Origin of the sequence: Actinoplanes sp. KI2 (assembly GCF_025630775.1) — a bacterium.
GTDB lineage: Bacteria > Actinomycetota > Actinomycetes > Mycobacteriales > Micromonosporaceae > Actinoplanes.
Window position 1 is genome coordinate 30,081 of sequence record NZ_JAOSZE010000043.1, and the last position, 14,784, is coordinate 44,864.

General features: G+C 71.5%; 15 protein-coding genes. 8 read left to right on the forward strand and 7 right to left on the reverse strand.

All coding sequences use genetic code 11. The features are described from left to right. Positions 1-8: 8 nt before the first annotated feature. Positions 9-239 (forward strand): hypothetical protein, encoded by a 231-nt coding sequence (locus tag ODJ79_RS36090; RefSeq protein ID WP_263028154.1) that lies wholly within the window; start codon positions 9-11, stop codon positions 237-239. 176 nt (positions 240-415) lie between these two features. On the opposite strand, the gene ODJ79_RS36095 is transcribed toward ODJ79_RS36090, so the two are convergent. Beyond that, positions 416-697: a hypothetical protein gene (locus tag ODJ79_RS36095; protein WP_263028155.1), complete on the reverse strand. Its 282-nt coding sequence runs from the start codon at positions 695-697 to the stop codon at positions 416-418. A 194-nt stretch (positions 698-891) separates the two neighbouring features. Between ODJ79_RS36095 and ODJ79_RS36100 the strand changes: the two genes are divergently transcribed. Both ODJ79_RS36100 and ODJ79_RS36105 read left to right on the forward strand, forming a co-directional pair. Then, the gene (locus ODJ79_RS36100) at positions 892-1,773 is read left to right on the forward strand and encodes a fumarylacetoacetate hydrolase family protein (protein WP_263028156.1); all 882 of its coding nucleotides are present in this window, start codon (positions 892-894) and stop codon (positions 1,771-1,773) included. A gap of 2 nt (positions 1,774-1,775) precedes the next feature. Next, a complete protein-coding gene (locus tag ODJ79_RS36105) occupies positions 1,776-2,615 on the forward strand; it encodes a fumarylacetoacetate hydrolase family protein (RefSeq protein ID WP_263028157.1) in 840 nt (279 codons plus the stop codon). A 21-nt stretch (positions 2,616-2,636) separates the two neighbouring features. Here the strand turns inward: ODJ79_RS36105 and ODJ79_RS36110 are convergent, their stop codons facing one another. Then, on the reverse strand, positions 2,637-3,419 hold the full coding sequence (locus ODJ79_RS36110) for an alpha/beta hydrolase (protein ID WP_263028158.1): 783 nt from the start codon (positions 3,417-3,419) through the stop codon (positions 2,637-2,639). Continuing rightward, on the reverse strand, positions 3,416-4,675 hold the full coding sequence (locus ODJ79_RS36115; RefSeq protein ID WP_263028159.1) for an amidohydrolase family protein: 1,260 nt from the start codon (positions 4,673-4,675) through the stop codon (positions 3,416-3,418). The genes ODJ79_RS36110 and ODJ79_RS36115 overlap by 4 nt, the downstream gene beginning before the upstream one ends. 163 nt (positions 4,676-4,838) lie before the next feature. On the opposite strand from ODJ79_RS36115, the gene ODJ79_RS36120 reads away from it, so the two are divergent. After that, positions 4,839-5,426 carry a carboxymuconolactone decarboxylase family protein gene (locus tag ODJ79_RS36120; protein ID WP_263028160.1) on the forward strand — a complete coding sequence of 196 codons (588 nt, stop codon included), beginning with the start codon at positions 4,839-4,841 and terminating at the stop codon, positions 5,424-5,426. Positions 5,427-5,437: 11 nt separating this feature from the next. Continuing rightward, positions 5,438-6,037 (forward strand): class I SAM-dependent methyltransferase, encoded by a 600-nt coding sequence (locus ODJ79_RS36125; protein WP_263028161.1) that lies wholly within the window; start codon positions 5,438-5,440, stop codon positions 6,035-6,037. Here the strand turns inward: ODJ79_RS36125 and ODJ79_RS36130 are convergent. Both ODJ79_RS36130 and ODJ79_RS36135 read right to left on the reverse strand, forming a co-directional pair. Further along, positions 6,034-6,678 carry a hypothetical protein gene (locus ODJ79_RS36130; protein ID WP_263028162.1) on the reverse strand — a complete coding sequence of 215 codons (645 nt, stop codon included), beginning with the start codon at positions 6,676-6,678 and terminating at the stop codon, positions 6,034-6,036. The genes ODJ79_RS36125 and ODJ79_RS36130 overlap by 4 nt on opposite strands. Beyond that, positions 6,675-8,615 carry a peptidoglycan-binding domain-containing protein gene (locus ODJ79_RS36135; RefSeq protein WP_263028163.1) on the reverse strand — a complete coding sequence of 647 codons (1,941 nt, stop codon included), beginning with the start codon at positions 8,613-8,615 and terminating at the stop codon, positions 6,675-6,677. Before ODJ79_RS36135 ends, ODJ79_RS36130 begins: the two co-directional genes overlap by 4 nt. 263 nt (positions 8,616-8,878) lie before the next feature. On the opposite strand from ODJ79_RS36135, the gene ODJ79_RS36140 reads away from it, so the two are divergent. Beyond that, the gene (locus ODJ79_RS36140) at positions 8,879-10,378 is read left to right on the forward strand and encodes a DHA2 family efflux MFS transporter permease subunit (RefSeq protein ID WP_263028164.1); all 1,500 of its coding nucleotides are present in this window, start codon (positions 8,879-8,881) and stop codon (positions 10,376-10,378) included. Between the two features lie 256 nt (positions 10,379-10,634). Here the strand turns inward: ODJ79_RS36140 and ODJ79_RS36145 are convergent, their stop codons facing one another. Next, a complete protein-coding gene (locus ODJ79_RS36145) occupies positions 10,635-11,573 on the reverse strand; it encodes a DUF5995 family protein (protein ID WP_263028165.1) in 939 nt (312 codons plus the stop codon). Positions 11,574-11,941: 368 nt separating this feature from the next. Between ODJ79_RS36145 and erm the strand changes: the two genes are divergently transcribed. Next, positions 11,942-12,718, forward strand: a complete 777-nt coding sequence (erm, locus tag ODJ79_RS36150) for a 23S ribosomal RNA methyltransferase Erm (protein WP_263028166.1) — start codon at positions 11,942-11,944, stop codon at positions 12,716-12,718. A 24-nt stretch (positions 12,719-12,742) separates the two neighbouring features. Here erm and ODJ79_RS36155 read toward each other — a convergent pair whose 3' ends face one another. Beyond that, entirely contained in the window at positions 12,743-13,783 is a 1,041-nt protein-coding gene (locus tag ODJ79_RS36155; protein WP_263028167.1) for a hypothetical protein, read from the reverse strand. 209 nt (positions 13,784-13,992) lie between these two features. On the opposite strand from ODJ79_RS36155, the gene ODJ79_RS36160 reads away from it, so the two are divergent. Further along, positions 13,993-14,784 (forward strand): AbfB domain-containing protein, encoded by a 792-nt coding sequence (locus tag ODJ79_RS36160; RefSeq protein WP_263028168.1) that lies wholly within the window; start codon positions 13,993-13,995, stop codon positions 14,782-14,784.

The following is a 14,784-nucleotide window of genomic DNA, read 5'->3' on the forward strand; positions in this document are numbered from 1 at the left end:
CCGGCGCGATGGCAGAGCGCAAGAGCATCCTGCTGCGCCTCGACCCGGCGGTGCACGATGCGCTGGCCCGCTGGGCGGCTGCCGAGTTGCGCAGCACGAACGCCCAGATCGAGTTCCTGCTGCGGGAGGCGCTTCGCGAGGCGGGAAGGCTGCCCACCGAGGCGGGGAAGATGCGCCGGCCGGGCCGCCCGCGCCGCGCCGACCCGGACGAGCCCGAGGCCTCGGACAACCCCCAGTAGACCAGCAGAGGCGCCGCCGCCCAGCCGATCACCAGTACCGCGACGAGGGAAAGCGCTCGGAGCATCGGTTACCTCCCGGGCGGCGTCGGACTCCACAAGCGACGGTGCTGGACCGAAACGTAGATACGCGACCCTAGCCTGCAGGTACCGTCTCGCGCCGACCCTTCGGGGCAGCGCTATGCGGGTGGGTGTTCGGCTTCGGCGGCCAGCGCGCCCTTGGCGTGCCGGTACCAGACGGCCGGCACCGCGCCCGCCAGGAACGCCTGCTCGACGAGCCGTTCGCGGCGCTCGGCGTCGGTCTCGGCCGCTGCCCCAGTGTTCTCGCCGGGCCGCGGCAGTCGCGACGGGGTCGTGATCAGGGACCGGGCGGCGCGCCGGCGGCGCAGCACGAGCCGGACGAGGGCGATCGTCGCGAACGGCGCGACGACGATGGCCAGGAGCAGCGACGCATTGCCCATCCTCGATCGCCTCCCCGCTGCGAAGGATGTCGCCATCGATTGTGATCCCACTTCCCATGCGACGCGAGCGGTCTGTCCCGTACCGGAAAATTGCGGTACCGATCGCCCTCGGAGTGACCAGCCGCCTTGACGTTGGCGGCGCGACGGCGGAAGATTTCTCCGGGAGAAACCTACTTTCGGAGAGTGAGAACTCGATGCGGCTGATCACCTTCGACGACGGGCGCGTGGGGCGGATCGACGGGGAGACCGTGATCGAGCTCGGCTGCGGGTCGATGCGGGAGTATTTCGAGCGCGGCGGGAGCGTGCCGGAGACCGGTGCGCGGCCGGCGCTCGCGGATGTGACGCTGCGTGCGCCGATCCAGCCGAAGAAGTTCTTCCACACGGCGGGCAACTTCGCCGTGCATCACGAGGAGTTGCAGAAGGTCAACTGGTCGCACCCGGTGCACAAGGGGATCGTGTTCTTCCAGAACGTGGACGCGATCATCGGGCCGGAGGACGCGATCGTCTACCCCGAGGGGCTGACCAGGGAACTGGACTACGAGCTCGAGCTCGCGGTGATCATCGGGAAGAGCGGGCGCTGGTTCGGGCCGGAGGAGGCGGTCGACCACATCGCCGGTTACACGGTGTTCAACGACATCACCGCCCGGGACATCCAGCGGCGCGAGATGAAGTCGGGCGTGTTCTCGTTCTCGAAGGGGATCGACACGTTCTGCCCGATCGGGCCGTGGATCGTGACCGCCGACGAGGTTCCGGACGCGCAGAAGCTGGCGATGGAGCTGCGGGTCAACGGCGAGGTCCGGCAGTCCGGCAACACCGACCAGATGGTGCTGTCGATCCCGCACCTGGTCGCGTTCCACTCGCCGCAGGGCTACACGGCCGGCGACATCATCACCACCGGCACGATCTCCGGGGTCGCCGCGGTGCAGCCGAACCCGTTCGACTTCTACCTCAAGCCGGGCGACGTCGTCGAGGCCGAAATCGCCGGCGTCGGCACGCTGCGCAACCACGTGGTGCCGTGGAGCGCCGCGCACGACACGCCTCCCTACTCCGGGTCGCTGTACTCCGAGGACCTCTGATCATGCGATTCGGCACGATCGACGGGCGGCTCGTTCTCGTTCGCGACGGGCTGGCTCTGGACGTGGCGCGGCACGGCCCATTTTCGAGCGATCCACTCGACGTCCTGGCCAACTTTGCCGCGTTCGTCACCTGGGCGCGGGAAACCGACTATGCGGGCGCGGTGCCGGCGGAGAAGCTCGGGCCGCCGGTGCCCAACCCGCGGCAGGTCTTCGCGGTTGCGCTCAACTACCGCCCGCACGCCGCCGAGGCCGGCTTCCAGCCCCCGGACGAGCCGCTGGTCTTCACCAAGTTTCCGTCCTGCATCACCGGACCGGACACCGAGGTGACGCTGCCGCCGGGCAAGCCGGACTGGGAGATCGAGGTGGTCGCCGTGATCGGTCGTGGCGGCTACCGGATCGCCCGCGATCGGGCGTGGGACGCGATCGCCGGGCTCACCGTCGGGCAGGACCTCTCCGAGCGGGTGGTCCAGTCGCGCGGCGCCCCGGCGCAGTTCTCGCTGGGCAAGTCGTTCCCGGGGTTCGGCCCGATCGGCCCGGTCGCGGTCACGCCGGACGAACTGCCCGACCGCGACGACCTGGCCTTCGAGTGCCGCCTCGACGGCGAGGTCGTGCAGCACGGCCGCACCGGCCAGATGATCTTCCCGATCGACGACCTGGTGGCGCGCATCTCGGCGATCTGCCCGCTGCTGCCCGGCGACCTGATCTTCACCGGTACGCCGGCCGGGGTCGGCAACCGCCGGACTCCGCCCCGCTATCTGCGGCCGGGCGAGACACTGGTCAGCACGGTCGACGGGATCGGCGAGATCCGCCAGCGGTTCGTCCAGGCGGCGCTTGGGGATTGACGGCCGGTGCGGCGTCGGAAACTAGAGCAGGAACGAAACCGATCGGCGGACCACCTCCCGGGCCGCCGGCTGGTCCAGCTCGGGGAACATGTGCGTGGCGCCGGGGATCAGCTCGACGATGGCGGCGGCGCCCACCCGGGTGAGGGCCGACGCCAGCCGCGCGCTCTGCCGGGGTGGGACGGCCCGGTCGGCGGTGCCGTGCAGCAGCAGGAACGGCGGCGCCCCGGCGTGCGCGAAATTGACCGGGCTCGCCGCCGCGGCCAGGTCCGGGCGATCGTCGAGACCGGCGCCGATCAGTTGACCCTCCCGCGACGCGGCACTGCGATCGCCGGTCCCGCCGGCCTCCTCGATGTCCTTGGCGAGCGCGTCGAAATCGGTCGGCGGATACCAGCAGACGGCCGCCGCGATCGGCGAGCCGGGCGCGAGGGCGGCCAGCGCCGCCAGCTGACCACCGGCCGACGTCCCCCAGCACACGATCCGATCAGAAGCGATCCCGTACGCCCGATGTGACTCCCTGAGGAAGCGCAGCGCCGCCTGCACGTCGTCGAGCTGGGCCGGGAAGACCGCCTCGCCGCTCAGGCGGTAGTCGACGGCGGCGACGGCCAGCCCGAGCGACGCGACCTCCTCGAAGAACCAGGACGCGGCCGGCCCGGGGCCCTCTCGCCGGCTGCCCGTCCGCCATCCGCCGCCGTGCAGGTAGACGCAGAGCGTGCCGGCGCCGGGCGGCACGTACAGATCGAGCGCGAGCGGCCGGAACCCGTTGTGCCGCGCGTACACGACGTCCCGGTGCACGGAAATGGTCATGCGGCTGCGGGAGCCTTGTGGAACCGGCCGGCCTGCATGATGACCCGCAGGTTGTCGGCGTCCTGCAGGATGCGTACGTCCTCGGCGGGGTTGCCCTTGACCACGAGCAGATCCGCGACCCAGCCCGGCTTGAGCATGCCGATGTCGCCGAGGCCGAGCAATTGACCGCCGTATTGGGTGACGGCGGTGAGCACTTCCAGCGGCGAGTAGCCGAGAACGTCCACGAACAGCTCGAGGTCGCGGGCGTTGCGGCCGATCGGGTTGTTCGGGAAGCCGTAGTCGCCGCCCGGCAGCGCGCGGATGCCCCGGCGCCGGATCTCGGGGTACACGGCGGCCATGCCCTCCAGCGCGGCGACCGATCCCATCTTCTCGGCGACCTCGCGGGTGATGCCGAACTCCTCGCCTTCGTAGACGTTCGCGTAGATGATGCCCGGCGCGGGGGAGACGAAGACCGAGTCCTTCACCGATTCGAGCAGATCGAGCGCCTCCTCGTCCGCGTACGTGCAGTGGTAGATCGATCGGAAACCGGCCTTGACCGCGATTTTGACCGACTCGGCCGACTGGGCGTGGCAGTTCAGCCAGACGCCCGACTCGCGGGCCTGCGCGCCGGCCGCCATCGCCTCCTCGAGCGTGTACTGGGTGAGGTGCGAGCCGCCCTCGATGAACACGTCGTCGTTGCTGAGCAGGAACTTCACGCTGTCGTAGCCCTGGGCCGCCATGTCGCGGACCCAGCGCGCACAGGCTTGCGGCCCCTGCCAGTCCGGCTCCACGTGCCCGTCCGGGCGTACCGGATGATTGTCCCGCTCCATGCTCGCCGCGCGCATGCGCGGACCCGGCACCGCACCCGCCTTGATCTTGTCGCGCAGGATCACCTCGACCGGCATGGGCAGGATCGATCCCGCCGAGTACGCCGAGGTGAAGCCGGCGTCGAGCAGGATCGACGCGTTCCGCTCGGCGCGCGCGAGCTCGCTCGGGAGGCCCTCGATGTGGTGGAAGAACGACACGTCCAGCGGCGGGTTGAACGACGGGTCGAGGTGACCGACCGCCGAGGGGAAGGTCAGGTGCGCGTGCGACTCCACCATGCCGGGCATGACCGTGCAGCCGGTGGCGTCGAACACCTGGTCGTCGCCATGATCGTCCTGCCAGGCCGCACGCACCTCGACCACCCGGTCACCCTCGACGACCACCTCGCCCGGCGCGGGCGCGCTGCCGCTGCCGTCGAAGACGAGTCCGTTGGTGAAGACCGTGCGCGTCATGACCTATCACTTTCACCAGGTGATAACGGCTTTCCGGAGCGTTGCCACCCGAGTGTTTCCGGTTCCGACTCGAGTGTCAATGGTCGTACGGAAGCTTGTTTTTCTCACTCTCCGAAAGTAACTTCCGCCGCATGACCGAGTCACGAAGATCCGGCACGCCCGGATGAGCCCGCGCGACCCGGCCGGCGAACAGCGGGTCGGGAAACCCCGGCTGCCCCGCATGCGGCCGTCGTCGTTGTCGGACGACCAGCGCGCCCTGTACGAGGCGATCGCCGGCGGCCCGCGCGCGTCCGGGCCGTTCCCCCTCGTCGGCGAGGACGGCGCGCTGGAGGGGCCGTTCAACGCGATGTTGCTGCAGCCCGCGCTGGGTGCGGCGCTGCAGGGCCTCGGCGCCGCGGTTCGCTACCGTACGGGGTTGACCGCCCGGGCCCGGGAGATCGCCGTCCTGACCGTGGCCCGGGTCTGGGACAGCGCCTTCGAACGGCACGCGCACGAGGCCGTCGGCCGGGCCGCCGGCATGTCGGACGCCGAGCTGGCCGCCCTCCGCGAGGGCGACCCGAGCGCTTTCCCCGACCCGTACGAACGAATGGTCCTTTCGATCGCCACCGCCCTCGCGTCCCGCTCCGACCTCACCGATCACGAATACGCGGAAGCGGTCGGCGTGCTCGGCCGCCCGATCGTGTTCGAGCTGACCACACTGGTCGGCTACTACGCCACGCTCGCCCTGCAGCTGCGGGTCTTCCGAGTCTAGGATCGACGCCTATGAGCGTCATGGACTACGACGAGGTCTACCGCTCGAGCCGGCCGCCCTGGCAGATCGGCGGCCCGCAGCCCGCGCTCGTACCGGTGCTGGAGGATGAGGTCCGCGGCCCGCGGGTCCTCGACGCCGGCTGCGGCCAGGGCGATCTGGCGATCGAGCTGGCCCGCCGCGGTTTCGAGGTGACCGGCTTCGACATCTCCGCCGTGGCGATCGACCAGGCGCGTGCCAAGGCGGCCGCGGCCGGCGTCTCGATCACCTTCGGCGTTCAGGACGCGACCCGGCTGTCGCTGCCCGCCGCGTCCTTCAACTCGATCTTCGACTCGGGCCTGCTGCACAGCCTGCATCGGATCGGTCCCGACCAGGTCGACGCCTACCTGGCCCAACTCCCCGTCGTGGCCGCCCCGGGCGGCGCGCTTTTCATCGTCGCCGTGTCGGTGGAGGCGGGCGAGGGATGGGGCATCACCGAGGACTTCCTGCGCGAAGCCTTCGGACCGCCGTGGTGGACGGACACGACCGTCGAGCCCGTCCGAGTGACGGCGATGCCGGAGGGAGAGTCGCCGCTCTCGTTGCACGCCCACCTCTTGCGAACGGTCCGAACCTAGGCCATCGCAGGGGTGTGCTTGGCCCGGACGCGGATGCGGGTCGGGCCGCTCAGGACGGTGAGGTCGACGGCCAGGTGGACGGTCGCGTCGGTGGGCTGGATGGGGATGTCGAAGGTCCAGCCGGGGCCGGCCTCGACCTCGGGCGGCCCCGCGGCCGCGCCGGACCAGTCGCCGGCCGGTTCGTAGTAGCCGCGCCAGGCGGTTTCCCGCCAGTCGACGGTGCTCAGATCGAGCCTGATCGGGTCGGTGCCGCGGTGGGACAGCCTCGCGATGGTGGGCTCGGGGTGGGACACCGCGACGGCGGCGTGCGGGAAGTCGGTGAGGCGGCTCAGCAGGTGGCGGGCGGCGGTGGCCAGCGGCGACGACACGCCGGCGATCGCGGTCGGCTCCGCGCCGGGCAGTTCGAGCGTCTCCTGGCCGGAGACGGGCGGCGGGGGAGCGGACGGTGGCGCCGGCCGATCCGAGTCGATCAGCGCCCGGAGCTCGGCCAGTTCACCGGACGGGAGCACACCGGCGAACCAGCCCACGCCGCCCTCGCTCACGCTGCGCCAGCCCGAGATGGCGCCGTCCTCGGACACCTCGACGCTTTCCGCGACGGCCGGTGTCTGGCTGCCGTCCGTGACCACCAGTCGCAGGATCATCGACGCTTCGCCTCCCAGGTGCCGCCGAGTGCCTGGCCGAGGATAGCCATGAACTCGGCCACGTGGCGCGGTTGCGCGCCGTGGTCGTGCGGGTCGAACTCACGGCCGGGATCGCCCAACAGCGAGGCGCTCGAATAGCTGAACACCTGGATGGTGGCGTAGCGGTCGTTGTCGTCGGGCAGCGCGGCGTTGAGGTCGAAGATCAGATCGCCGGTCAGCGCCACGGCCGGCTGGGCCGGGACCGGCGGCGGGCCGGGTGCGGCGGCGACCGCGGGCACCGTCGTGGTCGCCAGCTTCGCGTACGCGGCCACGACCTGCTGGGCGAAGGCGCCCTCCCGCACGCCCGCCCCGGTGCTGGCGGCCCGGGCGTTGGCCGAGTTGCGGGCGACCATCGCGTTCTGCAGGTTGGTGGCGATCGTCGCGGGCGGGATGCCGGGGCCGGTCGCGTCGCCCACCGGCGGTTCGTGACCGGTCGCCCGCACGTAGTCGCCGGGGTGCAGTTGGTACTCGTCCTGCAGGCCGATCAGGTGGCCGAACTCGTGCGGGACGGTCGAGGACGCGTTCGGGTCGGCGGCATACCACGTGCCGGCGTTGGCCCGGCCGGTGCCGGCCACCACATTGACCGTGCTGGCGTCGCCGCCGGCGCCGCGGACCATGCGGAAGTCGACCGGCATCTGTTTGCCCGAGGCCGGCTCGACGCCCATGTACTGGTTCCACGCCGTCTGGACGTGCGAGAACCAGGCGGCGGGGGCGGGCAGACCGGTGAAGTTGACCTTCACCGTGACCAGCATGCGCTTCGCCTGAATCTCCCAGGAGTACCGGGACGCGCTCGCGCCGGTCATGCCGTAGGTGGCGCCGCCGACCACCTCCGTCCACTGCCGCTCGACCGCGCCCACGGTCGAGCCGGGCGCGACCGCGTCGAGCGCGTCCCAGGTCGCCTTGTCCGCGGTGCCGGTGACCGGCACCTTTCCGGTCTGGAACGCCTGCAGCGCGGCGGTCGTCTTCGGTCCGAAAACGCCGTCGACGACCAGCGGCGGCGCGGCGCCCGCCTTGTTCAGCTTCTGCTGCAGCTCCTGGACCGCCGGGCCCTGGGTCAGCCCGCCGACGCCGGTGACCGGATGCAGCGAGGTGCCGGCCACCTGCGTGCCCAGCGAGTTCGCGGTGTCGCTCGGGGTGTCCTGCTCGACGTTGCGGGCGACCGCCCCCTCCGGCGCGACGAACCCGCCCTTCACCTTCGCGTCCAGATCCGCCCACATCGCTGCGTCGACCGTACCGGTGGGAAACCTTTTCAAAGCGGCGATTTCGTACGCGATGACGGCGACCAGCATGCTCCCGTCGAAGACCGCGTTGACGGCCAGCCGGGGACTGGCGCCGAGCGCGTTCAGCTTCTGCTGCGCGAACGCGACGTCGGCGCCGGTCGAGCCCATCGTGAGCACCGCGCGCACCGGGGGTGGCAGGGCGGCGAACGCCGCGTCCAGCCGGGCCTGGGTGACCGGGTCGAGCACGCCGGTCACCGGCGTGATGCCCGCGGTGGTCTGGAAGGTCCGCACCGCCGCCTCGGTGAGCGGCCCGAACCGGCCGTCCTCGGTGAGCGGCAGCGCCGAGGCCTGCACCCGGCTGAGCTTGACCTGCGCGTCCCGCACCGCCTCGCCGTGCGCGCCGAACCGGACGCCCGCCGCGGCGGGAGCGCCCACCGGCGGGGCGGGCGGCGCGCCGGCCCCGTCGCCCTGCTCGGCGAGGCGGGCGATCTGTGCGTTGCCGGCGAACGGGGACAGCTCGGCGAGGGCCGGCGCGGCCGGCGTGCCCGAGAGCATCCGGGCGATCGCGGCGTTGCCCGCTCCGGGCAGCACGTCCGGACCGGGCCGGCGGGTGGTGATCGGATCTGGCGGTTTTCGCTCGGGCGGGAGGCGATCCAGCGCTTCCGAGGCGTCTGTCATGGCACGCCTCCGATCATTTCTGCTCGACGGCCGACAAGGAGAGGGTCGACCGCCGCGCGGCATCTGCCAAGGGCAGTCGGGGCGTCCTTTCGAGCATTCATCCGCGGGAGAACGTGTCCGGCGTCACGGACGCGCCGCTCTGTCCGTGCGGTCCTGGTTTGTGACGTTCATTGCTAATGGATCAGCGGCTCAGTTTGCGCCGTGGCCGGTCGAACCCACGGGGGACGAATTTCTATCCTCCGTCCGTTCGGGAAAGGCGCTTGATGACTAGCACCACCACGGAACTACGCCGCCCGGCACCGCCCCCGGCCGACCCCGCCGCCGGGCACACAGGCCGCTGGTGGGCACTGGTCGTGCTGGCGATGGCCCAGCTCATGGTGGTGCTGGACGCCACGATCGTGAACATCGCGCTGCCCACCGCGCAGCGTGACCTGGGCTTCGACGACGCCTCCCGGCAATGGGTGGTCACCGGCTACGCGCTCGCGTTCGGCAGTCTGCTGCTGCTCGGCGGGCGGCTGTCGGACTTCTTCGGCCGTAAGCGGATGTTCCTGATCGGCCTGATCGGTTTCGCGCTCGCGTCCGCGCTCGGCGGCGCCGCGAACGGTCTGGAGATGCTCATCGTCGCTCGTGCCCTGCAGGGCGCGTTCGGCGCGGCCCTCGCCCCGGCCGCCCTGTCGCTGCTGTCCACCACGTTCACCGAGCCGGCCGACCGGGGCAAGGCGTTCGGCATCTTCGGCGCGATCTCGGGCGCCGGCGGCGCGGTCGGCCTGCTGCTGGGCGGTGTCCTGACCGAGTACGCGTCGTGGCGCTGGTGCCTCTACGTGAACCTGGCCATCGCCGCGATCGCGGTGGCGGGAGCGCTCACGAAGCTCCAGGACGAGCCGGTCACCAGCCGCAACAAGCTCGACATCCCCGGCGTGATCACCGCCGTCGGCGGCCTGGTCGGGCTGGTCTTCGGTCTCGGCAAGGTGGAGACCGACGGCTGGAGCGCCGCGATCACGCTGATCCCGATCATCGTGGGCGTCGCCCTGCTGATCGCTTTCGTCGTGATCGAGACCCGGGTGGAGCACCCGCTGCTGCCGCTGCGCGTCGTTCTCGACCGCAACCGCGGCGGCTCATACGCCTCGATCGGCATCGCCGGCGCCGGCATGTTCGGCATCTTCCTGTTCCTCACCTACTTCCTGACCGTGTTCCTCAAGTTCTCGCCGATCCAGACCGGTCTCGCCTTCCTGCCGATGCTCGGCGCGATCATGCTCTCGGCGACCACGGCCGGCTCGATCCTCACCCCGAAGATCGGCCCGCGCCCGCTCGTCCCGGTCGGCGCGCTGATCGCGGCCGGCGGCATGGCCTTCCTGACCCGGCTCGACCTGACCTCGACGTACGCGGCGAACGTCCTGCCCGGCCTGCTGATCATCGGCTTCGGGCTGGGCCTGGTCTTCGCCCCCACGCAGAACGCCGCCACCAGCGGCGTCGAGCACCGTGACGCGGGCGTCGCCTCGGCAATGATCAACACGGTCCAGCAGATCGGCGGCTCGATCGGCACCGCGCTGCTCAGCTCGTTCGCGACCAGCGCGGCGACGCACTACGCGAGCAGCCACAAGCCGTCCGCCCTGCTCGCGGCGCAGGCTCAGCTGGCCAGCTACCACACGGTGTTCTGGTGGTCGGCCGGCTTCTTCGTGCTGGCGGCGATCGTCGCCACGCTGCTGTTCCGCACCGGACCGCTGGACGTGGACCCGGACGCCCCGCCGGCCATGGCCCACTGATCCGACACACCACCCATCGCCCCGGTCGCGCTCACCGCGCGGCCGGGGCGATCGGCGTTCGGGCCGTGTGCGCTCACGGCGCGGGCGGGGTGGTGGGGGCTTGGGCCGTGCGCGCTCACAGCGCGGGCGGGGTGGTGAGGGCTTGGGCCGTGCGCGCTCACGGCCCGGGGCGCTGTGGTGGGGGTTCGGGACGTGCGCGCTCACGGCCCGGGCGGTGTCGGGTTGGGACGTGTGCGCTCGCGGCTGCGGTGCGGCGCTATCGGCGGCCGTGCGGCACGTGGCGGCCCGTCCGTGGGTGGAAGACCCGGCGCAGCAGATGCCAGGTGCCGGTCACGCCCCAGCCGGTCGTGGTGATCAGGCGGTCGCCGACGATGGCGAACTCGGCGACCAGCGACGCCGCCCGATCCATTGCCCGCCGGGCCTGCTCGAAGTCTTCCGGGTCGTCGCGCAGCGCCCACAGCCGGCGGGCCTGGTCCCAGGCGTGCGCGCGGGTCACGGTGACCAGCATGCGCTGACTCCAGTCGTCGAGCGGGCCGACGAACTCGTCGATCTCCAGCTGCCACCGGGTGGAGAAGCCGCGCCGCAGCGGCGGGATCTCCTCGTAGAAGATCTGGTTGACCAGCAGGTAGTCCGGGTGGATCAGATCGTCGGTGGGTGCGCCCAGGTCGGCCCAGGTGCCGATCAGCGCGAGCGACAGGTCGTGGTTGATGTGCGCGTTGACGCCGAGCATGGCCGCGGTCAGCTTGCTCATCTTGAGGTCCTTGCCGCGCTTGAACAGCACCTCCCACACGTCGGGGGTGTCCTCGTCGTCCTGGTTCCACAGCTCGAGCGCGTCGAAGTAGCGCTTGGCGAACTGGACGTCGAGCAACTCGAGGAAGTTGGGCTGGTTGACGCCGTCGCCGCGCAGGGCGCCGTCCACCCGGCGGGTGATCCGGTTGTAGAGCGAGTTGAACGCGGCCACCCGGTTGGCGGCCGGGCTCGGCGGCAGATCGTCCAGGATCGCTTGGATGGTGTCCAGCTTCTTGATGACGTCGGTGATGCCGGCCGGCTGGGTGGCCAGCACCTCGGCCATCCGGTCCCGGCACGGATCCCACCCGCGGCCCGCCGGGATCGCGAGCGCGGACAGCTCGAGGCGCTTGTCCTTGAGCGTCTCGGCGCTGCCGCGAACGCTCTCCCGGTCGAACGTTGTCGTCATGCCAACAGGGTGCTGACCTCGGGCCGATACCGCCAGCACCCTGTCGGCTACACGTCGCGCGCGATCGGCCACTGTGGTGCGTCGCATCGACGGGAAAATCGGCTGACGACCGCACCGGCGACCGATACGGTGGCCGGATGTCGGTGACCTACCTGGTTCTCGCGCCCTCGCGGGGACCGCTGCACTCGTTCCGCACGCGCGCCCGGGGCCTGGCCCTGGCGATCGCCGCGTAGCCGAACCGTTCCTCGCCGGGGCCCACGAGTCCATTCCGGATCGGACGGGCCTTTCCGCACCTGTCGCGTCGCACCATCGGACCGACGGGTTCGTGCCGGGCTCGCCCGTGTCTCTCAGACGGGACCCACGGCCTCATGGCAACACCGACCCGGCGCGAGCATGCCCGCGCCCGGCGCACTCTGGGACAGAACTTTCTCGCCGACCCCGCGCAGGCCCGCCGCCTGGCGGCGCTCGCCGTGCCGGGGCCCGGCACGCTCGTCTACGAGGTGGGGGCCGGCCGGGGCCACCTCACCCGGCCGTTACTGGCGATGTGTGAGCGGCTGGTCGCGTACGAGATCGATGTGAGCATGACCCGGCACCTGCCGGACGATCCGCGGCTGAGCGTGCGGACGGAGGATTTTCTGGCGGCGCAGCCGCCCGGCGAGAGCTTCGTCGTGGCCGGCAACATTCCGTACGCGTTGACCGCGGCGGTCGTGCGCTGGTGCCTGGCCGCGCCGACGCTGCGCCGGGCGACGCTGCTCACCCAGCTCGAATACGCTCGGAAACGATCGGGCGACTACGGCCGGTGGAGCCGGATGACCGTGCTGACCTGGCCGGAGTTCTCCTGGCGGCTGGCCGGGCGGGTGCCGCGCACGGCGTTTCGCCCGGCGCCCCGCGTCGATGGCGGCATTCTGCAGGTCGAGCGGCGGCCGGTGCCGCTGGTGCGACCCGAGCTGATGCCCGCGTGGCACCGGCTGGTCGCGGACGGTTTCAGCGGTGCGGGTGGGTCGCTGCACGCCACCCTCGTGCGCCGCTACGGCCGGCGGGCCTACGGCGTGACGAGGGCGGCGCGACTGGACCCCGACGCGCCGGTCGGCGAGGTGTGGCCGGAGCAGTGGCTCACCCTGTTCCGGCTGCTGGGGCCACGATGAGCGGGCCGAGGCCGGAGCGGTGGCTCACCCTGTTCCGGCTGCTGGGGCCACGATGAGGGTGCCGAGGCCGGAGACCGCGTCGATGGTCAGGCCGCCCGAGTCGTTGTCGCCCCCGCCGGCGCGCAGCGTCGTGTTGCGATCGATGCCGTCGGTCTCGTCGCCGTTGAGGATCACCCGGCCGCCGCCGTCGCGCAGCAGCGCCTTGACCGGCACGCGCACCGGCGTGGTGATCCGCCAGGTGTTCACACCGCCGACCATCCGGATCGGCAGCGTCTCGTCCGGCGTCGGCAGCGCCATACTGATCCGGGCCACGCCGCCGATCAGGTCGATCCGCCGGATCCAGCCCTTGGCCAGCGCGAAGTTCTCCTCGCGAGCGCCGCCGGTCATCCGCACCGACCAGGTGACCTTGCTGTTCAACCGCACGTCGAGCCGGCCGGAGCCGTTCTTGTCGACGGCCTGCGCGGTCAGCTGCATGCTGCTGCCGTCGCGGGTCAGACGCGTCTTGAGTCCGCTGCCGGCGGGCGTGCTGACCCGTACCGGATCGGTTCCGATCGCGGCGACCGTGACGTTGATGACGGCCACATCGGACGCCAGCTCGAACGTGCCGGAGGTGAACGGCAGCGTCGCGGGCGGTGCGGTCGTGCCGGTCGACGGCGCGGCGCTCCCGGTGGCCGTCGCCGAGGCGGATGCCGGGGCCGGCGCGATCGACACCGGCGGGCTGGGCGCCGGCTCGGAGGCCGCGGCCGAGGGCTGGGGGGCGCCGGCCACCGGGGTGGCGGTGTCGCGCTGCACCAGCCGGGTCAGCACCACCACGCTGCCGCCCAGGAACACCATCGTGGCCAGGGCGCCGAGCAGCAGCCGCAGGCCCTTGCGGGCCGGCGGGGGCGGCGGGCTGATCAGGCGTTGCGGTTGCGGATCTTGCGGGTACGCCGGGGGAGCGGCCGTCGCTCGGTTGTCGGTGTCGGGGTAGTAGTCGGCCTGCGGGCTCATCCGATGTGGAGCGTCTGGCCAGTAATCGGAGATGCGCGGCCACTCGGCGGTGTTGGGTAGGTCGGAGGCGTCCACGCGATCGTCTCCTCGAGTGCGGCTACGGATGGCGTCGACTGGCAATACGCAGCGCACCCGGCCGGGAGTTCATTTTCTCGCCACGGACTCGGGAAGACGGCCAAAGAAGGGCTTAAATCTCACTCTTGCCCTTCGTGCCCTTCGCCGCAAGAATGCCTTTTCGAGAGTTTAAGAGTGCCTTAGGCGACGGCCGTAGGAGCGGATGCTACATGCGTCACGACAGCTATCGGAGCGTCGCCTATCGCGCCCTTCCGTCCGGTCCCGCCGCGGCTCAGGCCGCCCGGGCGCGGCGGGTGCTCGTGGCGTGCGCGCTCGCCGTGGCGTCCGGGGTGGCCGCCCTGCTGACGTTTCTCTACCCGCCCGGCGATCCCGCCGGGCCGGAGCAGGTGGTGCAACAGCTCATCAACCCGCCGGTGGACTGGATCCCGTCCCCGCCGGTGTCGGTGCTCCCGGCGCCGAGCAGCAGTTTCACCACGGCTCCGGTGGACGCCGGTCCGACCCGAAGCCGCGCCACGCCGCGGACGACGTCGGCGTCGACGTCCCCGAAGCCGTCCGCACAGCCGGCCCCGGCGGCCGAGCTGAAGGTGGGCGCGACGGTCGGCCTGGCGGTCGCGGCGGCACCGGACTACCGGGTGCGGCACCGCGACTTCATCGGCCGGGTGGACCGGTTCGGATCGGGCACCGACGCTCGGGAACGCGCGGATTCCCAATTCGTGGTCCGAAACGGACTCGGCCGGGACGGCTGCATTTCGCTCGAATCAGTAAACCTTCCGGGCTATTTCCTGCGGCACCGGGACTTCGTTCTCCGGCTCGACCGGCGCGACCGATCGGAATTGTTCGCCCAGGACGCCACCTTCTGCACGGCGCCGGCCCGCGGCGGGACCGCCTTCGTTCTGGAATCGATCAATTATCCGGGGCGGGCGCTGGTCGTGCACCGGGACTACGTCATCTACCTCGACACGGGCCAGGGTACGGCGTTCGTTGTGCGCTCGCCGGTCTAG